Origin of the sequence: Chryseobacterium sp. CY350 (assembly GCF_027945075.1) — a bacterium.
GTDB lineage: Bacteria > Bacteroidota > Bacteroidia > Flavobacteriales > Weeksellaceae > Chryseobacterium.
Genome location: NZ_CP116034.1, coordinates 1,312,994 through 1,334,809 on the forward strand (window position 1 = coordinate 1,312,994; position 21,816 = coordinate 1,334,809).

The 21,816-nt window shown below is 32.9% G+C and carries 22 protein-coding genes; 7 read left to right on the forward strand and 15 right to left on the reverse strand.

Going from position 1 to position 21,816, the window contains the following annotated elements:
• Positions 1–149 precede the first annotated feature (149 nt).
• Both PGH12_RS05940 and PGH12_RS05945 read right to left on the reverse strand, forming a co-directional pair.
• Positions 150–1,154 carry a hypothetical protein gene (locus tag PGH12_RS05940; protein ID WP_267597243.1) on the reverse strand — a complete coding sequence of 335 codons (1,005 nt, stop codon included), beginning with the start codon at positions 1,152–1,154 and terminating at the stop codon, positions 150–152.
• A 261-nt stretch (positions 1,155–1,415) separates the two neighbouring features.
• Complete coding sequence (locus PGH12_RS05945) at positions 1,416–3,848, reverse strand: alpha-ketoacid dehydrogenase subunit alpha/beta (protein WP_267597245.1); 2,433 nt, start codon at positions 3,846–3,848, stop codon at positions 1,416–1,418.
• 138 nt (positions 3,849–3,986) lie between these two features.
• Between PGH12_RS05945 and PGH12_RS05950 the strand changes: the two genes are divergently transcribed.
• Positions 3,987–4,283, forward strand: a complete 297-nt coding sequence (locus tag PGH12_RS05950; RefSeq protein WP_267597246.1) for a hypothetical protein — start codon at positions 3,987–3,989, stop codon at positions 4,281–4,283.
• A gap of 57 nt (positions 4,284–4,340) precedes the next feature.
• On the opposite strand, the gene PGH12_RS05955 is transcribed toward PGH12_RS05950, so the two are convergent.
• The 4 genes from PGH12_RS05955 to queA all read right to left on the reverse strand — a co-directional run bounded on the left by PGH12_RS05955 (position 4,341) and on the right by queA (position 8,809).
• Positions 4,341–5,318, reverse strand: coding sequence for a polyprenyl synthetase family protein (locus tag PGH12_RS05955; RefSeq protein WP_267597248.1), 978 nt, complete (start codon positions 5,316–5,318; stop codon positions 4,341–4,343).
• A 242-nt stretch (positions 5,319–5,560) separates the two neighbouring features.
• On the reverse strand, positions 5,561–6,439 hold the full coding sequence (locus PGH12_RS05960; RefSeq protein WP_267597251.1) for a hypothetical protein: 879 nt from the start codon (positions 6,437–6,439) through the stop codon (positions 5,561–5,563).
• Positions 6,440–6,625: 186 nt separating this feature from the next.
• On the reverse strand, positions 6,626–7,660 hold the full coding sequence (gene rlmN, locus PGH12_RS05965) for a dual-specificity RNA methyltransferase RlmN (protein ID WP_267597252.1): 1,035 nt from the start codon (positions 7,658–7,660) through the stop codon (positions 6,626–6,628).
• Positions 7,661–7,759: 99 nt separating this feature from the next.
• Complete coding sequence (gene queA, locus PGH12_RS05970) at positions 7,760–8,809, reverse strand: tRNA preQ1(34) S-adenosylmethionine ribosyltransferase-isomerase QueA (RefSeq protein WP_267597253.1); 1,050 nt, start codon at positions 8,807–8,809, stop codon at positions 7,760–7,762.
• Between the two features lie 198 nt (positions 8,810–9,007).
• Here queA and PGH12_RS05975 point away from each other — a divergent pair, with 198 nt between their 5' ends.
• Positions 9,008–9,700 (forward strand): AIM24 family protein, encoded by a 693-nt coding sequence (locus PGH12_RS05975; protein ID WP_267597255.1) that lies wholly within the window; start codon positions 9,008–9,010, stop codon positions 9,698–9,700.
• A gap of 36 nt (positions 9,701–9,736) precedes the next feature.
• Here the strand turns inward: PGH12_RS05975 and PGH12_RS05980 are convergent, their stop codons facing one another.
• From PGH12_RS05980 to PGH12_RS06015, 8 genes are all read right to left on the reverse strand, one after another.
• A complete protein-coding gene (locus PGH12_RS05980) occupies positions 9,737–10,417 on the reverse strand; it encodes a hypothetical protein (protein WP_267597257.1) in 681 nt (226 codons plus the stop codon).
• A 255-nt stretch (positions 10,418–10,672) separates the two neighbouring features.
• Positions 10,673–11,350, reverse strand: a complete 678-nt coding sequence (locus PGH12_RS05985; RefSeq protein WP_267597258.1) for a hypothetical protein — start codon at positions 11,348–11,350, stop codon at positions 10,673–10,675.
• 49 nt (positions 11,351–11,399) lie between these two features.
• A complete protein-coding gene (locus tag PGH12_RS05990) occupies positions 11,400–12,071 on the reverse strand; it encodes a hypothetical protein (protein ID WP_267597259.1) in 672 nt (223 codons plus the stop codon).
• Between the two features lie 32 nt (positions 12,072–12,103).
• On the reverse strand, positions 12,104–12,760 hold the full coding sequence (locus PGH12_RS05995; RefSeq protein WP_267597260.1) for a hypothetical protein: 657 nt from the start codon (positions 12,758–12,760) through the stop codon (positions 12,104–12,106).
• A 56-nt stretch (positions 12,761–12,816) separates the two neighbouring features.
• Positions 12,817–13,305, reverse strand: coding sequence for a DNA-deoxyinosine glycosylase (locus tag PGH12_RS06000; protein ID WP_267597261.1), 489 nt, complete (start codon positions 13,303–13,305; stop codon positions 12,817–12,819).
• A gap of 192 nt (positions 13,306–13,497) precedes the next feature.
• Positions 13,498–15,492, reverse strand: a complete 1,995-nt coding sequence (locus PGH12_RS06005; RefSeq protein ID WP_267597263.1) for a S9 family peptidase — start codon at positions 15,490–15,492, stop codon at positions 13,498–13,500.
• A gap of 218 nt (positions 15,493–15,710) precedes the next feature.
• Complete coding sequence (locus PGH12_RS06010; RefSeq protein ID WP_267597265.1) at positions 15,711–16,055, reverse strand: phage holin family protein; 345 nt, start codon at positions 16,053–16,055, stop codon at positions 15,711–15,713.
• 52 nt (positions 16,056–16,107) lie between these two features.
• Complete coding sequence (locus PGH12_RS06015; protein ID WP_267597266.1) at positions 16,108–16,530, reverse strand: PaaI family thioesterase; 423 nt, start codon at positions 16,528–16,530, stop codon at positions 16,108–16,110.
• 315 nt (positions 16,531–16,845) lie between these two features.
• Here PGH12_RS06015 and PGH12_RS06020 point away from each other — a divergent pair, with 315 nt between their 5' ends.
• Positions 16,846–17,268, forward strand: a complete 423-nt coding sequence (locus PGH12_RS06020) for an ester cyclase (RefSeq protein WP_267597267.1) — start codon at positions 16,846–16,848, stop codon at positions 17,266–17,268.
• A 253-nt stretch (positions 17,269–17,521) separates the two neighbouring features.
• A complete protein-coding gene (locus PGH12_RS06025; protein ID WP_267597268.1) occupies positions 17,522–18,826 on the forward strand; it encodes a DEAD/DEAH box helicase in 1,305 nt (434 codons plus the stop codon).
• Between the two features lie 65 nt (positions 18,827–18,891).
• On the opposite strand, the gene PGH12_RS06030 is transcribed toward PGH12_RS06025, so the two are convergent.
• Positions 18,892–19,782 carry an SMP-30/gluconolactonase/LRE family protein gene (locus PGH12_RS06030; RefSeq protein WP_267597269.1) on the reverse strand — a complete coding sequence of 297 codons (891 nt, stop codon included), beginning with the start codon at positions 19,780–19,782 and terminating at the stop codon, positions 18,892–18,894.
• Between the two features lie 83 nt (positions 19,783–19,865).
• Here PGH12_RS06030 and PGH12_RS06035 point away from each other — a divergent pair, with 83 nt between their 5' ends.
• The 3 genes from PGH12_RS06035 to PGH12_RS06045 are packed head-to-tail and all read left to right on the forward strand — an operon-like array spanning position 19,866 to position 21,746.
• A complete protein-coding gene (locus PGH12_RS06035; protein ID WP_263002568.1) occupies positions 19,866–20,210 on the forward strand; it encodes a MerR family transcriptional regulator in 345 nt (114 codons plus the stop codon).
• 12 nt (positions 20,211–20,222) lie between these two features.
• Positions 20,223–20,390, forward strand: coding sequence for a hypothetical protein (locus tag PGH12_RS06040; RefSeq protein WP_267597270.1), 168 nt, complete (start codon positions 20,223–20,225; stop codon positions 20,388–20,390).
• 57 nt (positions 20,391–20,447) lie between these two features.
• Positions 20,448–21,746 carry a ComEA family DNA-binding protein gene (locus tag PGH12_RS06045; RefSeq protein ID WP_267597271.1) on the forward strand — a complete coding sequence of 433 codons (1,299 nt, stop codon included), beginning with the start codon at positions 20,448–20,450 and terminating at the stop codon, positions 21,744–21,746.
• Positions 21,747–21,816: the final 70 nt, after the last annotated feature.

Genomic DNA, 21,816 nt, shown 5'->3' on the forward strand with positions numbered 1-21,816 from the left:
AGCAAAAGTATTGGTTTGTAGGAAATCATTATTGTCATTCACTTGACAATTTTAGATATTTTTAAACTTGTTAATAGGCCGCTTTGAGATTTTCTTGAGGCGGTTTTTAAAATCAAAGCTGTCAGAATTTGACAGCTTTGATTTGTTTTCTATCCCTTAATTTCATCATCATCTTTTATTGTATATGTCTCCAACAACAACTGTTTATCTTTCGCTTCAAGAAGGTTAAATCTTTCACGAACAATTGATGTATTCTCTCTCAGTTTATCAGCTAATTCTTTCGTATTTTCTTCTGAATTATCTCCATCTAAATCTTTATCATCTTGCGTCCCATAGGTTAGTAATTTAATTTCATTACCCTTAATAATATGCTCTGCAATAACCTTACTAACTTCATCAATTTTTTTATCTACACCTTCTTTACTGATTCCCTTATCGTTTTTAACATTTTCTTTATGTTGCTCACTAATAGTATCTCTTAATGTTTCATAGATATTTAAAAGCATTAATTTTTCTCTTTCTTTTTCTGTTGATATTAACTTTCTATTTCCCATATAAGAAGCTATTATTTCTTTAGCCATTTTAGATTTATACAACAAATAAGCACCATAAACAGCTAAACCTTTCATAACAACTTTGGTTAAATCTAAAGACACATCAAAATCTATATTACAAACAACATCAATAGACCCATTTTGAATTTCAATTAAATCAATCTCTTCAGGAGAATCTGACTTAAGCAATGTATAATACAGAAGCAAAGCTCTATTCCACTTATTAAGACTTTTTGTAAATTCTTTAAGAGTTCCTGTAGACTTTAAATCTTTAAAAATAATAGAAACCAATGCATTTCCTTCAGATGCAAATTGGTCTGAATCTGTTGCAGAATATTTATTTAATAAGTTCTTTAAACTCTTAACCTCATTTTCATTTTCGGTAATAGACTCTAATAAAGTATTTAATATAGTATACAGCTTAGAATAATATTCACTTGCATCAATTGAACTATTGTCATCAAGCTTGTCAAGCTCAGAAATTGTTTCTTGTTCTGTAAAAGGAAGAGTATCTTTTAATAAATAAAATAAATCGTTATTTAAAGAATTATTTTCAAAATTTTGAAAAGAACTCTTTATTCGCAGAGATATGTCTTTCATGTAGACTAGATTTTGATTCTGCGATTGCTGAATAGACTGAAAATAATCTGTAATATCTCTCTTAAAACCAGAAACGATCACTAAAGATTCGAAAAGATGTACTTTACTTAATAAGGATTCAATGTTCATTGTTTTTTTATATAGTTATGTAAAATCAAATTTACAAATTTCTAATAATAAACAAGTTACGGTATACCGTAACTATACATAAAAAAACCGCTCCCAAAACGAAAGCGGTTTCAATTTTATAAAAAATCTCAATTAAAATATCGCGGGATATTTCTCAGGATTTGTTTCATTAAATAAAGCATAAATTCTTTCAACCATATCATCTGAAGATGGCTTAGAGAAATAATCGCCATCACTTGCGTAGGCAGGTCTGTGATCGTTTGCAGCAATCGTCAACGGATCTGAATCTAAATATCTGAAAGCCTTTTGCTTTTCTAAAATCTGCTGAAGAATAAACGCTGAAGTTCCACCTTCCACATCTTCGTCGATTACAACCAATCTGTTTGTTCTTTTCACAGATTCAGCAATTTCATGCGTTAAATCAAAAGGAATTAATGACTGAACATCAATAACTTCCGCAGAAATCCCTAATTTCTCTAATTCTTCTGCTGCTTCCATCACAATTCTCCAAGTCGAACCGTACGTTACCAAAGTAACATCTTTTCCTTTTTTTGTCACTTCGATTTTCCCTACAGGAACAGTGAACTCACCTAAGTTATCGGGTTGTTTTTCTTTTAATCGGTATCCGTTCAGACATTCAACAATCACAGCAGGATCGTCGCTTTGAAGCATCGTATTGTAAAATCCGGCAGCTTTCGTTAAGTTTCTTGGTACCAAAACCAAAATACCTTTAGAAAGATTCAGAATTCCCGCCATTGGGGAACCAGAATGCCAAACTCCTTCCAATCTGTGACCTCTTGTTCTGATGATTACAGGAGCTTTCTGACCGCCTTTAGTTCTGTACTGAACTGTCGCCAAATCATCACTCATTCCCTGTAAACAATACAGAATATAATCTAAATACTGAATTTCAGCAATTGGTCTTAAACCTCTCATCGCCATCCCAATTCCTTGTCCAAGAATGGTCGCTTCACGAATTCCGGTATCGGCAACACGAATGTCACCGTATTTTTCCTGCATTCCTTCTAATCCTTGATTAACGTCACCGATATTTCCGGCGTCTTCACCAAAAACCAAAGTTTGAGGATATTTTTCAAATATTTTATCGAAATTATTCCTCACCACTACTCTTCCGTCAACATCTTCAGAAGTTTCAGAATAGATAGGTTTGATTTCTTTAATATTTTCAGCCTTCCATTGAGACTGAGAGTATAAATGAGACGAGTAATTGTCTTTTTCAACTTCAAAAACTTCGTTGTATTTATTCATTAACGCAGTTCTTTCCGCTGAGCTTGTACCTCTTGTGGCCAGTAAAGATTTTCTGATCAAATGGAAAACGTCTTTCTTCGCTTTAGAAACCAATTTGTTGTATTGATTGATATACGTTTCGATTTCAGAATTTTGACCTTTAAGATTTTCAACTAAAGGTAAAACTGAAAAAGCCAGCTCTGTAAGTGTTTTCTGATAATTTTCCCAAGCCGTCTTTTGTCCGTTCTTTACTTTCTTCTTAGCTTCCTCATCAATTGCCTCCAACTCTTCTACAGTTGCGATGATTTCATCTTTTCCTTCAATTTCGATGGAATAATTTAAAATCCATTCTCTGAATTTAATTAATCCGTCAAAATCTGCTTCCCAAGACAAACGGTCTTCATTTTTATATCTTTCGTGAGAGCCCGAAGTTGAGTGACCTTGCGGCTGCGTTACTTCAATTACATGAACCACCACAGGAACAGATTCTGTTCTGGCAAAATGCTCGGCTCTTGCATACGCATCCAATAAAGCAGGATAATCCCAAGCTTTCACCTGAATAATCTCACAACCTTGATCTTCACCTTCCTTTCTTTGGAAACCGCTCAACATTTCAGCAATATCAGCTTTTGCTCTCTGTTTCATGGTAGGAACCGAAATTCCGTAACCATCATCCCAAATTGAAACAATCATAGGAACCTGCAATGCACACGCTGCATTCAAAGTTTCCCAAAAATGACCTTCAGCAGTTGATGCATCACCAATTGTACCGAAAGCTATTTCATTTCCTTTGTCAGAGAATTTTTCAGCGCCTTCAAAATGCACGGTTTTATATACTTTAGAAGCCTGTGCTAAACCTAATAATCTTGGCATTTGTCCGGCAGTCGGTGAAATATCTGATGAAATATTTTTTTGCGCCATCAAATCTTTCCAACTTCCGTCTTCATTCAAACTTCTTGTTGCAAAGTGACCGTTCATCTGTCTACCTGCAGAAGCTGGTTCTCTCTCGACGCTTGTATCTGCATACAACTGCGCAAAGAAACTCTCAACAGACAGAGCGTCTATTGCCAATGCAAAAGTTTGGTCTCTATAGTATCCCGAACGGAAATCTCCATTCTTGAAAACCTTTGCCATTGCCAGCTGCGGAAGCTCTTTTCCGTCACCAAAAATTCCAAACTTCGCTTTCCCTGTAAGCACTTCTCTTCTACCAAGATACGACATTTCACGAGAGATTCTCCCTAATTTATAGTCTTCAAGTATTTGATTTTTAAAGTCTTGAAAAGAAATTTGTTGAGTTTCAATATAGGTTGTCTGCATAGCCAAATATTAAATATTGTTTATTTATGAAGTATTTTGCTAATATACACTTTTTATATTAATTTTAATTTTAAAGAATATTTTTTAAAAATTTGATAATGAAAAAAAATGTATTTACTTTGAATAAAACTCTGTAATATGGAAAAAAAGTCAACTCACATCCTGAATGCATCGACCAATCTTTTAGGCTTTTCAATGATCATTATCACCTCATTAAAGATAACTAAAACGAGCCATCATACATTTCTAGACGAGTTTGCAGGTATTGCGTGTGTATTTTTTGCGTGTAGCAGTTTATTTTCTTTTATGTCGATAAGATCTAAAAAAGAAAGTGCAGGAAATAGATATGAGAGTATTGCGGATTATTTATTTTTAATCGCCTTATTTTGTATTATTCTGTCTGTGACTATTATAACAACGACAATAATGGATTAAAATTACAGTTTTTTTGTTTAGTTTTAATTTCTAGATAATTTACTATCAAATAAATTATTAAAATTTTCTTTCGATCACATAATCCAGCATCATGTGTAGAGATCTTCTCACTTCAGAATCAGGAAATTCATCAAGAATATCTTTAGCTTTCTGCTGAAAATCTTTCATCACCTGAATTGCGTAATCCAAACCGCCTGAACTTTTCACAAAAGCAATCAGTTCTTTCACACGTTTTTGATCGTTGTTGTAGCGCTTGATCGTATTGAAATAATATTTTCTATCAGTTTCGCCAGCAATTTTTAAAGTATGAATTAAAGGTAAAGTCATTTTCTGCTCTTTAATATCAATTCCAACCGGTTTTCCGATCACATTTGAACTTAAATAATCGAATAAATCATCTTTAATCTGAAAAGCCATTCCGGTATACGTTCCGAACTGCATCATTTTCTTGGCTAAATTTTCATCAGCATCGTTGGATAAAGCTCCGATTTCACAACACGCTGCAATCAAAGTAGCTGTCTTCTGACGGATGATTTCATAATAAACATCTTCAGTAATATCCAATTTTCTGGCTTTTTCCAATTGAAGAAGTTCACCTTCAGACATTTCTCTGATGGTTCTTGAAATCACAGATAGTAAATCGTAATCTTTATGGTCTGTAGAAAGTAAAACTGCTTTTGATAGTAAGAAATCACCAACTAAAACGGCTATTTTATTTTTCCATAAAGCATTAATAGAGAAAAAATTACGTCTCTTAAAACTCTCATCCACAACATCATCATGAACCAAAGTTGCAGTGTGAATCAGCTCAATCATTGAAGCCCCGCGATAAGTTTTTTCGTTGACGTTCCCAATCAGTTTTGCACATAGAAATACAAACATCGGACGCATCTGCTTCCCCTTTGTGGTAACAATAAAACGGGTAACTTTATCGAGTAAAGCGACTTTGCTCTGCATAGATTCATAAAACTTCTGCTCGAAAAGTTTCATTTCCTCATTGATCGGTCGTTTGATTTCTTCTACAATATTGGCCACTATCTGAGAATGATGGGTGAGTATTTATTAATTATCACAAAGATAATTTTTTTAAACCAATTTTAATAAAAATTCAAAGTCTTTAAAATTATTCGATACAATTCAACCATTAAGAAAATGAAAAAGATAAGAATTATTATGGATCAATAAATTCAACTAAGCGTAATGCTTAATGATTCAACTTTTTTGAATTTTATGTATTTAGATTATTTTTGGCCTTAAAACTTCTTGATCTAAATGGTTTAAAATTTAAATTTATCATTAGGAACAAAATAGAGAAACGGTTTAGTTTTCTTGATCGGCGAGTAAAATTTTTCCCCCGAAATATAAATTCCTTTTTCATCAATAGCAATTCCTTCGATTTGCCCAATCGTCAATGCACTTCCTAAATAAAAGTGTTTTGGATTTTCTCTGAAAAATATTCCCGGTTCCGTTTCATTAAAAATATCTAAAAAGACTTCTGTTTTCTTGGTATATCCAACAACATAAAGCCTCTTGTCATAATAAGAAGCATCAGTAACCACATAGCCGGTTTTGTAAGATTCTACTTTTTGTGCTGCCTGATTTTCAAAATTTTCAGGATCAAGTGTGTAATGAGTTGTAGATTTTGAAGCCCATTCTTTGGTGAAAATGTGAATTTTTCCGTTCAAATAAATCATCGACTCCAAATCGTAATCTGTTGAAATATTTTTTGAAGTAAAATCGTTTTGTTCTGGATAATAAAAAGAAATGGTTTTCATTAAATCGTTATGCAATCGATCATTTCGAAAAGGAATTTTATAAATTTTTAAATCTTTTCTGGTTCCTGCATTGTTGCCAAAATCTCCAATGTAGAAGTTTTCTCCATTATTTGTTAAAGCTTCCCAGTCTTTATTTTCAGCATTTGTTTTTAAAACTTTGACAATTTTTCCTGAGTTTTTATCAATTTCATACAATTCTGGAGAATTTCCGCTGTCGTTGAAGGTGTAGAGTTTGCCGTCAAAGAAATTAAGTCCCGAAGTTTCTTGAATTGAATCATTTAAAACTGAAACTCTGAATTTTTTAAGCTTAAAAATTTCCGCCTGTTGAGAAAATGCAGTTTGGAATGTAAAAATTACGATTAATAGAAAAACCTTCTTCATAGCACAAAATTACGGATTTTGGTATGAATGGATTGTTAAGAATTTGAGTATGATTTTTAGTTGAACCACTTCGTGGTTCTGCGGATATTCTTCATAATTTCACATGGGTTTCACCCACGGCTATTGATGTTGAACCACTTCGTGGTTCTGAAATTATTTAATAAAAGAAAAAGTTATGAAAAAAAATTATTCAGCGTTTTTGTTGGCTAATTGTCCACAAGCCGCATCTATATCACCACCACGACTTTTTCTAACCATTACTGTAATTCCTGCTTTTTCAAGTTCACGAACATATTTTTCTTCGGCAGCAACGCTTCTATGGTCAAATTTTCCTTCACCAATCGGGTTATATTGAATTAAATTAACTTTAGAAGGAACCTGTCGGCAATATTTAATTAAAGCTCTGATGTCTTCATCTTTGTCATTAATACCTTTCCAGACACAATACTCAAACGTAATTACAGAGCCCGTTTTTTTGTACCAATGTTGAAGCGCCTCCATAATATCCGTTAAAGGAAATTTATCAGAAAACGGCATAATCTCATTACGGGTTTTTTCAACCGCAGAATGTAGTGATAGGGCAAGCTTTACTTTTAACTCGTCATCAGCCAGCATGTTAATCATCTTCGGAATTCCTGATGTAGAAACAGTAATTCTTCTAGGTGACATTCCCAAACCTTCCGGCTGAGTGATTTTACGGATGGCTTCAACGACGTTTTTATAATTCATCATTGGCTCACCCATTCCCATAAAAACAATGTTGGTCAACGGACGGTTGTAATATTCTTTACTCTGTCTGTCTATCAAAGCAACCTGATCTACGATTTCGGCGACCTCAAGATTTCTCATTCTTTTGAGTTTGGCTGTGGCACAAAACTCGCAATTTAACGAACACCCTACTTGCGAAGAAACACAAGCTGTAGTTCTGGTTTCCGTAGGAATAAGAACAGATTCCACCATGAGTCCGTCATGAAGTTTCACTCCGTTTTTTATCGTTCCGTCTGTAGATTTCTGAAATTGATCTACCGCTGCCGGATTCATGAGGAAATCACGGACAAGATGCTCTCTCAGATCTTTTGAAAGATTCGTCATTTCTTCAAAAGAATGAAGATTTTTACTCCAGATCCAGTCATAGACCTGCTTGGCACGAAAAGGTTTTTCACCAATAGTACCAAAGTAATCTTTGAGTTGGTCTAGCGATAATGTACGGATATCTTTCAAAGTATTGTTTATTACAGATATTAAATTATAAATTTTAGATCAAAAACCTTTAAAAAATCAGGATTCAATCTAAAATTTATAATCTATAATTTAAATTAATTACAAAATTAACATTGCGTCACCGTAAGAATAGAATTTATATTTTTCTCTTACCGCTTCTTCGTAAGCCTGCATCAAGAAATCTTTTCCTGCAAATGCCGCAATCATCATCATTAGAGTAGATTTTGGCGTATGGAAATTCGTAATCATTGTATTCGCAACTCCGAAATCGTGAGGCGGATAAATAAATTTATTAGTCCAGCCATTGAATGCAGAAATTTTTCTATTTGAAGAAACTGAAGTTTCAATTGCTCTCATCGTGGTAGTTCCTACTGCACAAACTCTACGGTTTTCCTGAACCGCTTTGTTGATGATCTCAGCATTTTTCTCGTCGATGATAATTTCCTCAGATTCCATTTTATGCTTAGATAGATCTTCCACTTCGATCGGGTTGAAAGTTCCCAAACCAACGTGAAGCGTCACTTCAGCAAAATCAATTCCTTTGATCTCCAATCTCTTCATTAAATGTCTTGAGAAATGCAGACCAGCTGTTGGTGCCGCTACAGCTCCTTCTACTTTAGCATAAATAGTCTGATATCTTTCAGCATCTTCAGGTTCTACTTCTCTTTTGATATATTTTGGAAGTGGAGTTTCTCCTAATTCTTTCAATTTAGTTCTGAATTCTTCGTAAGAACCATCAAATAAAAATCTCAAAGTTCTACCTCTTGAAGTTGTGTTATCAATTACCTCCGCAACCAAAGACTCATCTTCTGTGAAGAATAATTTGTTTCCAATTCTGATTTTTCTTGCCGGATCTACCAAAACATCCCAAACGCGGGTTTCTTTATCAAGCTCTCTTAAAAGGAAAACTTCAATTTTAGCTCCGGTTTTTTCTTTATTTCCATACAGACGAGCAGGAAAAACTTTTGTATTATTGAAAATGAAAAGATCTTTTTCATCAAAGTAATCTACAACGTCTTTGAATGTTTTATGCTCAATGGTTTGAGTTTTTCTGTCAAGAACCATTAATCTTGCTTCATCTCTGTGTTCTGATGGATGTTCTGCCAATAATTCTTCAGGGAGATCAAAATTAAAATCGGATGTCTTCATTTTTTAAATTACGGTTTAAAAATTATGTAAAAATTACGGATGTAATTTTCGGACTGCAAATATACAACATTCGATACCCCTTTGTCAAGTCTTTATTTTACAATCGTTACTGACAGGGAATTTGAAGCATCATATTTTTTTATTTAATGAAATTACATTAGAAAAAAAGAGTATTTTAGTGAAATTAAATTTACACTTATGAGCAAATATTCTTTAGAAGAATTCGTAAAAGAAACCAAAGAAAATCCTCTAGAAAGAGATTATTTTGAGTTGGAAAAGCCTGCACTTTTAGAAATCAACCTCAATAATCAGGCAGTCTGGACAAAAACAGGAAGCATGGTAGGATACATTGGAAATATCAATTTTGAAAGACAAGGTATGCTTTCTGGCGGATTGGGAAATCTTTTGAAAAAAGCTCTCAGCGGAGAAGGTGCAAAACTAATGAAAGCTGAAGGAACCGGAAAACTTTATGTAGCCGATTCAGGGAAAAAGGTTAGAATTCTTTATTTAAATAACGAGACACTATTCGTGAACGGAAATGATGTTTTGGCACACGAGCAAAGCATTAAAAGCGATATCACGATGTTGAAAAGCATTGCCGGAATGATGTCTGGCGGATTGTTTCAGGTAAAACTTTCGGGAACGGGACACATTGCAATTACGACTCATGGCGAACCTTTAACATTATTGGTAACTCCAGGCGCGCCTGTTTTCACAGATCCCAATGCAACTGTTGCTTGGTCTGGAAATTTAAGTCCGGAACTGAAAACCAATGTTTCTTTCAAAAGTTTGATTGGAAGAGGAAGCGGTGAAGAATTTCAAATGAAATTTTCCGGGAATGGTTGGGTTTTGATACAGCCGTATGAGGAGGTTTATGTGGTGTCGAAATAAATGTTAGAAAAAGCGACTATATTAAGTCGCTTTTTTCTATTCTTCAAAATCAGTTGAATAATCAATTTTTTTATATTTTAATTTTTGAGGTATTACAATAATTAAACTAGTCTTTTGAATCTTTTGAATTTTATCTTCAAAAAGATGACCCGAAGAATGATAATTCTTTTGCACGCTAGTTACAATGTACATAAATTTAGGGTCTAAATCTTTTTTTATTTTTTCACTTACCTCTTCATCTCTACAGTTCTCAGTAGAAAAATACACTTTATTAAATTCATTCTTTTCAATCTTTAGTCTTGTTGACATCTTCTTTTTATTTAATTTAGAATTTTTAAAAAGTATCACGTCATAGAGCAATGAATCTATTTTCTCGACTTTAAAAACATCTTTATTTTTACATTTCCTTTTTCTTTTTTTGGGAAATTGATTAGAAAATTTATAAGTTAGAGTCAATTTATCTTTATATTGATCTACTTTGAAAACATGTCTCTTGCGATTTTCTTCCTCATATATAATACCAATAATTTTATCATTTTGAGTTCTTAAAGATAAACTTTTATTCGTAAACGGATCATAGAATGACTCATTAATCCACTCCCTTTTCTGAGGTTTAATGTCAGTATGTTTCTCTGTTATAAAATAATCAAAGTGGTATTCTTGTGAAAAAGTGATACTCGAAACAAAACAAAGGAACAATAAAAAAATTTTCTTCATTACAGATTATTTGTGAACCACAAATATATCTTTTTTATTAAAAATATTTTAGTTTTATTTGAATCTAACATCTTCTAACATTCTCAAAACTTTCTTTAAAAGTTTTGATTTGAAGAGGAAGCGCTAAAGAATTTCAAATGAAATTCTAGGGTAATTGATGATATTGGTACAGTCGTATGAGGAAGTCTATGTGATAACGAAGCCACTTACATAATATATTATAAATAACATCCAACAACATAGGCTGACATTTTTTTAGTCTTCAAAATCTGACCAATGGGTAGGTTCTTTTAAAATCTTTGGAACAACCAGTGTTAAATTAATTTTCTGAACATTTTCTATATAAGTAGAAAATGATTTACCATTACTATATTTATAATCAATTTTTCTTGTAATAAATTTAAAATTAGAATCTAGTAGTTTTTTCAATTCAGCTTCTATACTGTTTGATATTACATGATCTACTTTAAACTCAATATCTTCAAATTCAGCTTTTTCCAAATTTACAATGGCATTAATTTTCCATTTCTTTGATTTTGAATTTTTGAAAACAACGATATTATATTTCAATGAGTCAATTTTCTTAATCTGAAAAACCTGTTTGCTCACGTATGGTGTTTTAGGCTGATAATCTTGATTAATTTTACTTGAATGTTTATAAATAAAATTAAACTGATTATTTAGTTTCCTAACATTAAAAACATGCTTTAATTTGTTATTGTCAACATAAAGTATGCCCGTAATTTTATTATTTTTATTCCACAAATAAATTGTTGTTCCTGTTTCTGAATTCACAATTTTCTCCGTAACCGACACATTTTCAATCGGTTTCACATCTGTTGACTTTTCTTTTACAAAATAGTCAAAATGATATTCCTGTGATAATGTGAGTGTTGATGTAAAACATAATAATATCAAAAAAAAGTTTCTCATTGTAAAAATATTTATCGGAAAAATGTAATCAAAGGTATCTTTAAGATTATCAACTTGTTGAAGACTGTAGAGTTTTTATATTTAATTTATCTGGTATTATCAATTTCAATTCGACTTTTTTAGTAGTATTGGTAGTGGAAACTACATTGTTTTTTCTATAAGTAACAGCATATTTTGCTATTCTATAACAGCATCCATCTTTATTTACTTCCTTTTCTAACATTGTTGATATAGCAAACCTTTCTGGCGAATCAATAAAAATGTCTAAAAAATTAAACTCAGATTTCTCTAAAATAATATCTACACTGATTCTACTTTTTTTTGATCTGTTTTTACTAAATAAATTGACTTTATAGTTTAAATCGTCAACTTTATATAATTCTATATTATCATGATTTGCATATTTACTATCCAAATTACTTGTTTTTATTGGTGAATCACTTGGATATGAGTCACTGTAAACGGCAGTATATTTACCATCTTTTTCATATATATAAAAATAGTGTAAGAGTTTTTCATCCATATCATTTAGCGATCCTATAAATTTCTTGTTATGTCTACTTACAGAGAGAAACTGGTTTGTCTGAGAATTTAAAAATGTAAAACTTTTATACTTTTCTCTTGAAACACTTGTCTTTTCTATCAAATAATCAAAAGAGATTTCCTGTGAGAAGCTAAATATTGATATAAAAAAGAATAGTATAGAAAGATTTTCTTTCATATTATGAATATTTGATTTGGAATTGCAACTTTCTAATTAGATTTCGGGCTAGCTAAAAACTTCAAATTTATTTTTTCACATTTTGAAAGATCATCGTGCATAATTACTCTATTTTTATAATTAGTCACAACATCAACAATTCTATATTTTGGGGAGTCTAACTTCGATAAAAGTGCCTCATAAATTTTGGAATGGATGTTAGGAGTAAGATCCATAAATTGAATTTTTGGCATTGAATATTCGCTCTTCTCAGTAAGTACTTTTAGTTCAATATTAGGTTTTTTAACGTTTTGGGATGAAAACGTTCTTATCAAGAATAAATTCTCCTCAAGTTTCTCGACGTCGACTCTTTCTATTTTTTGTTCATCGGGATATATTTTAATAGGAACCATCTGTATATAATTTAAAGTAGAGAACTTGCTATCATGGCTAATTGAGTAAGAGAACATCATATTTAATTTATAATCATCAAGCAAAAAACTTCTTGTTGATTGTTGTGAAAAGAAGTAATCATAAGCCATTACATTTTCATTTTCTGAATTGAAATAAATGATATTGGTTCTTTTATTTCCTTTATAAGATCCTTTGAGTTGCGTCTCATTGTCATAGCACTTGTAATCGAAGTGATATTCCTGCGAGAAACAGAATATAGAGAAATAACAAAATAAAGCTAGAAGATTTTTTTTCATTCTTGAGAAACATTTGCGAACCACAAATATATCTTTTTCAAATGAAATAATAAACTTTAAATATATTTTAAAATCTTTTTCCAATCTTCAAATTTTCTCTCAAAAGAAATTGTGTGAAGTGGACTTGTAGAAGGCAACAAATAGATAGGAATTCTAAAATTTTTGCCTAATAATTTCTGCAAATCTTTGTAAGATTTTCCACCGTTACAGAAAATTGCTTTGATATTTGGGTATTGTTCTAATAAATTACCAATCTGATTCGCTTCTTCATTTTTTATTTCTGAATCTAAACTTCCTTTTCTCTCGCAAGAGTCAATGACATCCCAAAGTGCAATGTGGTTTTTTTTTAAAACAGCAATTCTTTCGGAATAATCTTCTTTAAATTCTTCATTAAATAATTCAAAAATAATCTTCCAGAATTTATTCTGTGGATGTGCGTAATATTGCTGTTTTTCCAACGATTTCACACCAGGAATTGAGCCTAAAATTAAGATCTTAGAACCTGAATCGATAATTGGTGGAAATGATGAGATACGATTTTGCATAATTTAAAGATAAATTTTGGCTGAAGCCTAAGATCTTGAAAACAAAAAGCGGGCTAAAGCCCGCTCTTATTACGTTTTTTAAAGAATTAAAATCAGGTATATTTTTAATTATTCATCTTAAAACCACCCCGTCAAAAATTCTTCGAATTTTCGCCACCCCTCCAAAGGAGGGGAATTTTCTTGTGGCTATTACTATAATGTTTCTTTCAGCCAGTCAAAAAATTCTCTCTGCCAAACCAAACCGTTTTGCGGATGTAGCACCCAGTGATTTTCGTTTGGAAAATAAACCAATTTAGATTTCAAACCTCTTAATTTCGCAGCTTGGAAAGCTTCCTGACCTTGCTCATAAGGAACACGGAAGTCAATTCCACCTTGAACAATCATGATGGGTTTATTCCATTTGTCAACAAAATTGCTCGGATTAAAATCTGTGTATGCTTTCGGCAGTGGTTTTTCCCACGGCGAACCCAAATCCCAATTCGCAAACCAAAGTTCTTCAGTTGTCAAATACCAAGATTTCATATCAAATAGTCCGTCGTGAGCGATGAAAGTTTTGAATCTGTTGTTGTGAACTCCAGCCAGCATAAATACGCTGTAACCGCCATAACTTGCTCCAACTGCCGCAACTCTATCACCGTCAACATACGGTAAAGTTTTTGCAAAATCTGTTGCTGCCAAATAATCTTTAATCGGTTGTCCGCCCCAATCTTTTGAAATTTCTTCATTCCATTTTGTTCCCCAACCCGGCATTCCGCGACGGTTTGGTGCAACAACAATGTATCCGTTTGCTGCCATCAAAGCAAAATTCCATCTTGTGCTAAAAAATTGGGTTAATGCAGATTGGGGACCACCTTGACAGTAAACTAAAGTCGGATATTTTTTATTCGGATCAAAATTGGGTGGATAATGAAACCACACTCCCATTTCTTTTCCATCTGTAGTTTTTACCATTTTCAGTTCAGATTTACCCAGAGCTAATTTAGAATACATTTCTTTATTAGTTTCGGTAATTGGCATTAATTCTCCGTTTTTAAGATTTACAGAAAAAATTTCTGATGCGTGATTGATATCTGTTTTAGATACCAAAAGCGAAGATTTGTTGTCAGCAAAAATCTCGTTAATGTCAAAATCACCTTTTGTAATCTGCTGAACTTTAGAATCTTTAGGATTTAAAGAAAACAATTGTTTTGTACCTCTAAAAGCTGCTGTAAAGTAAATTGCTTTAGAATCTCCGCTCCAGAAGACATCACCGGAAACGCTTTCGTCCCAACCTTTCGTTAAGTTTGAAGTTTTTCCTGATTTCCAATCCATCAATTTGATGTCATTTTTATCGGCTTCAAATCCGTCTCTTTCCATACTTTGCCAAGCGAGAGATTTTCCGTCGGGACTGAATTTTGGGTTTACATCATAACCTTTATTGGTTTCAGTTAAATTTTTTGTTGTTCCAGAAGACAGATCATAAGCAAAAATATCAGTATTGGTGCTTGTAGAATATTCTTTTCCACTTTTTGGTTTGGTAACATATAAAAGTTGTGCAGAATCTGGACTCCAGATAAAATCTTCAGTTCCACCAAAAGGTCTTTGTGGAGAATCCCACGTTTTTCCTTCCAGCAGATCTTTTGCAGAATCTACATTTGCAGAAATATCAACAACAAAAACATGATTATATTTCCCCTCGTTAAAATAATCCCAATGTCTGTGATTCAAATCTGTATAAACTTGAGCAGTGGTTTTCGGAGTATCCGCATATTTATCTTTCCCCATTAGTTTTTCAACTAATACCTGCTTACTGAAAGCTATTTTCTTTCCATCAGGAGAAACCACGATGTTATCAACCTCCCCGATCGTGTAAAATTCTGTCCAGGTTTTTCCGCTGTCTTTTGAAAGGAAGATTTTATCGCCTTCCTGAGCATACAATCCGTTTTTATCCCACTGAACCAAAGATTTTATACCCAAATCAATTTTAGAAGACTGATTATTGAGAACATTCAGGAAGTAATTTTCGTTTTTTGGTTTTTCAGTCTTTAAATCAACTTGTCCCACTTTATAAATCAGTGAAGAATGATCGGGTGAAACGGCCTGAACTCCGACTTTTTTTAAAGTCCATAAGATTTCTGGCGTCATCAGTTGTTGTGCATTCATTAAAAAAGGAGCTGCCAAAGCGAGCAGACTATATTTTAGTTTCATAAATTTTTATTTTAAACATATAAATTGAAATAAAATTCACTCTACACATTTCTATTAATCCAAGGTTGCCAAAGTTAATATTTTAAATAAAAATGAACTAAAAAATTAACAGTTTAGTTTTGAGTTTGAAACTATAAATTCTATTTTTTTTCGCAAACGACACAAAAAAAAATCACCAGCTGCAAACTGGTGATTGATATTTAAATAATTTTTCAGATTTAATCTTTATCTGCAAACATTGAATTTGCTAAAGACGTGATGATTGAAAGCAATATACTGAAAATAAATGCTGACCAAAAGCCATTCACTTCCATAGAATCTACAAAATAATCGGCTACCAGAACAATAATTGCATTGATAACAAGAGCGAAAAAACCTAATGTGATAATGGTCAGCGGAAGTCCGAAAAGACTCAAAATAGGTTTCAAAATTAAATTTAAAAGTCCCAAAACAATGGCAAAGATTACAGCTCCTGTAAATCCGTCGAAATGTACGCCCGGAAGGATTTTTGTCAATAAAAAAGCGACAATAGCCGTGATGAAAAGTCGGATAAGTAAGTTCATGATTTATATTTTTAATGAGTTTCTTTTAACAAAATTTGTTCCACTATCATTTCTATTTAATCTTCATCATAGTGACCAAAGAAGTGGCAACATGACTTTCAGATGTGCGGTCGCTGCTGACTGTATAAATCTCAGTTCTTATGACGCTGATTTTACTTCCACCCTTCACAACATACGCTTTTGACACTAATGCATCACCAATTGCAGGTCTTAAATAATTCACTTTCAGCTCTACGGTAACAACATAACAGTCTTGATCATAATGGCTTACGGCCGCATATCCTGAAGAAACATCGACCAAGGAAGCAATCATCGCACCATTGAACATTCCTGCAGTTCTGGTCATCATTTCCATTTTTGGAATTTTTATGGAGACAAAATCGGTTTCTACTTCCAAAAGTTCGGCGTTGTAGAATTTCAACGTTTCAGAGCGGTTGAAACTGTCGGTCATGAGTTTTCTTTTTTCGGGAGTCATAGAATTTGATTTGGAAATTTTAGATCACTTTTCTGTTAGCGAATTTAATCAAAATCCTAATGCAATACTACGTTTGCAAAATTTTGGAAAGTCAAAGTCAAAAGCAATAGCATTGCATCTTCCATAATTAATGATTTCTTTTCTAAAGAGATTTATCTAATTTTTTTATATCGTTGTGATATGATTTTTTTATATTTGGAAGTTAATCAGCAATTTATAGTTTGGATTGACGCATTGCGTAAAGACAGACGTTGGCTTCCATTTTAAAACCGATACCATATAACAACTGACAGACTAAAAAAATAAAAAACAGAAATGAAGATAATAGAAACAAACAAAACTATTATGAACCGCTTTGTAACGTTCATAAATACAGCAAGTGAAAATCTTGCAGAAGAACTTATTAGTCCAAAAGCAATATTTCATGTTCCAGGACAAACTGATCCGATGAAAGGTCCAGAAGGTTATCTTACAATTATAAATATGATGAGAAGTGGATTCCCCGACATTCAATGGACACTTGAAGACATAGTTGTAGAGAGCGACAAAATAGCTGCTCGTTTTACAATGCGTGGAACACATCAAGGGAATTTTTTTGGCGTTCCTCCAACAGGAAAATCGATTAGTGTTCAAGCAATAAATTTTTATTACTTATCAGAAGGACAAATTATTGGAGAACACGGACAACCCGACTTTCTTGGATTATTGCAACAAATTGGAGCAGTACCTACAAATTAAAAACAACGTTCCAACAAAAAAACGGCAGCCAACAAGGGTTTTCAAAAAGCGCTGCTGAAGTGCTTCGTTTGAGCATTTGTGCAAGGTTCAATAGTAGTAATTCTATTGAACTTTTGTGCTAAAAATTCCCCCTTCGGCAAGCCAAAAACGTTATATCTTTCTTACCTTAATTACAGACAATGAACAAAAACAACCATTTTTAAGGCTATTAAAAGAGGTTTAGTTTTACGTATAAATCCCCTACCTTTGCAAAATGGAATTAGAATCTATTTATAAAAAACTGCAGATTCAGGATATGAATCAGATGCAGAAATCTACATACAAAACTACGGAAAACAATACCGATGTTGTTTTACTTTCTCCTACAGGATCAGGAAAAACATTGGCTTTTCTGTTTCCGGTTCTTAGAAATTTGAAGAAAGAATCTACAGGAATTCAGGCATTAATTTTAGTTCCGGCGAGAGAATTAGCTTTACAGATTGAGCAGGTTTTCAAATCGATGGGAACAGATTTTAAAGTGACTGTTTGCTATGGCGGTCATGATAAAAAAATTGAGATGAACAATCTTAAAGAAGCTCCTGCTGTATTGATCGGAACTCCTGGAAGAGTTGCTTATCATATGAGAAATAAAAATCTTGATGTGAAAACGATCAAAAATCTGGTTTTAGATGAATTTGATAAGGCTTTAGAATTCGGTTTCCACGATGATATGGAATACATTATCGAGAATATGTACAATCTGTATCAGAGAATTCTCACTTCCGCAACATCAATGAACGAAATTCCTAAGTTTACTGGATTAAAAAACGAAAAACTCGTTGATTTCTTAAAACTGGAACACAAACCCGATATTCAGTTAAGAAAAGTAATGACGGTTTCTGAGGAAAAATTGGATACTTTATTTCATCTGATCTGCAAAATAGGAAACAAAAGAACGTTGATTTTCTGTAATCACAGAGAAACCGTTGACCGTATTGCGGATTTACTTTTAGACAAAGGTATCGCCCGAGAAACCTTCCACGGCGGTATGGAACAGGACGAAAGAGAACGTGCTTTGCTGAAATTCAGAAATGACACAGCGAGAGTTTTAATTACAACTGATTTGGCTGCTCGAGGTTTGGATGTTCCTGAAGTTGAATCAATTGTGCATTATCAATTGCCGACTACTGAAGATGCATTTATCCACAGAAATGGGCGAACTGCAAGAATGAATGCAAAAGGTTCTGCCTATATCGTGATGACCGAAGATGAAAAATTTCCGTTCATCAAAAAAGATACGCCTGAAGAATCTGTAAAGGAGTTTTCTAAAGTTCCTGCAAACCCACCGTTTCAGACGATTTACATCAGTGCGGGGAAAAAAGACAAGGTCAATAAAGTTGATATCGTTGGATATTTATTAAAAAAAGGAGAATTGCAGAAAGAAGATCTTGGGCTGATTGAAGTGAAAGATACAACATCTTACGTGGCTGTTTCAAGAACCAAAGTGCGAGAATTACTGAAAAAACTGAGTACTGAAAAACTGAAAGGTAAAAAAGTAAAGATGGAAGTTGCATATTAGTTTTAAAGTAAAGGTTGAGTTTTAGCGAAATTTCTTTCAATCTAAACCTCAACCTTTGCTTCAATCTATTTTAATCCACTTGTTTTTGTTGGTAAAGTATAGACTGATTTTGATGCGGTGATAAATAAGATGTTATTTTTTTCTCCACCAAAAGTAACATTTCCCGTCCAGTCTTCCGGAATTTTAACATGATGAACTTTTTCACCTTTTGAATTAAAGACCGTAACTCCGTCGCCTGTTAAATATAGATTTCCTTCTTTATCAAGCGTCATTCCGTCTGAACCCATCTCACAGAATAGCTTCTTTTCAGAAAGCTTACCATCACCCAGGATATCGTAGACATAAGTTTTTCCGCCGTCAATATCTGAAACATATAATTTTTTCTGCTGAATGCTTCCAATGATTCCATTTGGCTGAGTAAAAGTTTCGATTTTAGAAACAACTCCTTCTTTATTTCGATAATATAAATTTTTCTCGGGAATTTCGACTTTAAAATTCTCCCAATAATCTCTTTCGTACAAAGGATCTGTAAAATAGATACCGCCATTACCGTCTAGCCAAAGGTCATTAGGACCGTTTAATCTCTTCCCTTCAAAACCTCTGGACAAAACCTCAACAGACTTATCTTTCCCGATTTTCCAGATTTCCCCTTCATTATCTGAACAAGTAATTAGATTATCATTTTCATCAAAATACGTTCCGTTTGCACGACCTGTTTTGTCTAAAAACAAAGAGATTTCATCCGTTTTCCAATCCCACACAAAGATCTTGTCATTTGGCTGATCTGTGAAGTAAACGTTTCCTGATTTATCGGTCGCAGGACCTTCCGTAAATTTGAATTGATCTGAAAGTAATTTCGGCTCGGTGTTTTCAAACATAGCATTATAATTTTGTGATTTGCAACTTAGAAATGCCAAAACCAAACCAAGAAGACTTAAATTCAATATCCTTTTCATTATTTTTTATTTAAAGCTTACAATTTACGATTTGCGAAGTAGTTTAAAAAATATTTATCTTTGAATTTTCAGGATCAGCTACAATGAAGACAAATTTACCCGACAAACTGTATTATTCGATAGGAGAAGTTGCTAAAGCATTCGACGTAAACGCTTCATTGATAAGATATTGGGAACAAGAATTCCCTATCATCAAACCCAAAAAAAACAAAAAAGGTAACCGCTATTTTACTCCTGAAGACATCAAAAACCTGAAGATCATTTATCATTTGGTTAAGGAAAAAGGCTATACTTTAGACGGAGCGCGCGTTGCTCTGACTACAAATTCAAAAATTTCTGAAACAATTTCTCTCATCGACCGTTTAGAATTCGTGAAAGCAGAACTTCTTAAACTGAAAGATTCTTTGGTTGAAAAAGATTCTGAATAAAGATAATCACGCATGGCAAAAATCAAAAGAAAATATCTTATAATCATAAGTGGTATTTCGCTGCTTGCATTAATTATAGGAATTATTTTTAATGCAAATACAATTGTAATGAGTGGCTTGATTGGGATATTTGTCAGTTCTCTGGTGCAGTTGTTCATTCACAACAAAAGAACCGAATAAGTTTAATTTTTCCGGTAAAATCATTTTATAATTAAAATTTATTTTTAATTTTACGAAATGATGAAAAAAAATTACTACCAAAGAATAGCAGTTCTAGGATTGCTTTTGCTTTTTCTTCTAGTTTATCAGAAATACTCAACTAAAAATACTGAAAAGTTTCCGCAAGTAAATTTCGTTTCTGAGAGTCTCCCTTCAGATATTCTAAATGAATTTGATCCCAATGATCTCGACGAAAACCAATGGCAAAAGCTAGGATTCTCTGAAAAACAAACAGCAACAATCTTAAAATACAAACAAATTGTAGGCGGAAAATTTCTTTCGAAAGAACAGTTTAAAAAATGTTACGCTATTTCTGATGAAAAATTCTCTCAATTGCAGGAATTTATACTGCTTCCGGAAAATAATAAAGAAGCGAAATCAGATTCCTATCATTTTAAAAAAAAATCTATCTCGGTTTCAGGAAAATTTAATCCAGATCAGTTCTCTCAAAATGACTGGGAAAATATGGGTTTTTCAGAAAAACAAGCTGCGGCGATTTTAAAATATAAAAATTATCTGGGCGGAAGTTTTGTCAGTAAAGAAAAATTTAAAGAATGCTTTATCATCAATGATGAAAATTATCAAAAGCTTGCACCTTATTTACTTCTCCCGGCAAAAACTCCTGCAAATTTTAATGCTTATGAAGGAAAATCTAATTCATTTAAGACTAAAACTCGGCAAACCACTTTTGACCCTAATACTTTAGACGCCGAAGGTTGGATGGCTTTAGGATTTACTGAAAAACAGGCGAATGTGATCGTTAATTATCGGGACAGAAATCTGAAAGGCAGTTTTAAAACGTTAGAAGACATTCAGAATTGCTTTGTAATTTCTCCTGAAAAATTTGCCGAGTTGAAACCTTTTATAAGGCTAAATGCTGTAACAATGAAAAGTTCTGTCGATAAAAAGACTGATACAAAACAGGAAAAGACAGATTTCTCAAAAATTGACATGAATACCATCACTTTCAGACAGCTTCTGGAGTTTGGTCTAGATGAAAAAAGCGCAGGATCAATGATCGGATTCAGAAAAAAGCTGGGTGGGTTTATGACGAAAGATCAAATTCTTGAAACCTATAATATCGATAAAGAACTTGTGCAGAAGTTACTCAGTATTGCACCTCTTGACAATTCAAAAGTGGAAAGATATTCTTTAATAGATGCTCCCGAAGAATGGCTTAGAAATCATCCTTATTTTAAATATTCTGCGGATAAAATTATCTTTTACCGAGTGAGCAATCCTGACGATAAAAAGATCTGGAAACTCTTAAAAACAAAACCTGAATATGAACTGAAAATGAGATTGTATGTGAAGTAAGTCACTGATAATCTTTAGAATTTTCAACCATTAAGGATTATTTAGATTTTTAGGATAGTAAGTTTGAGCT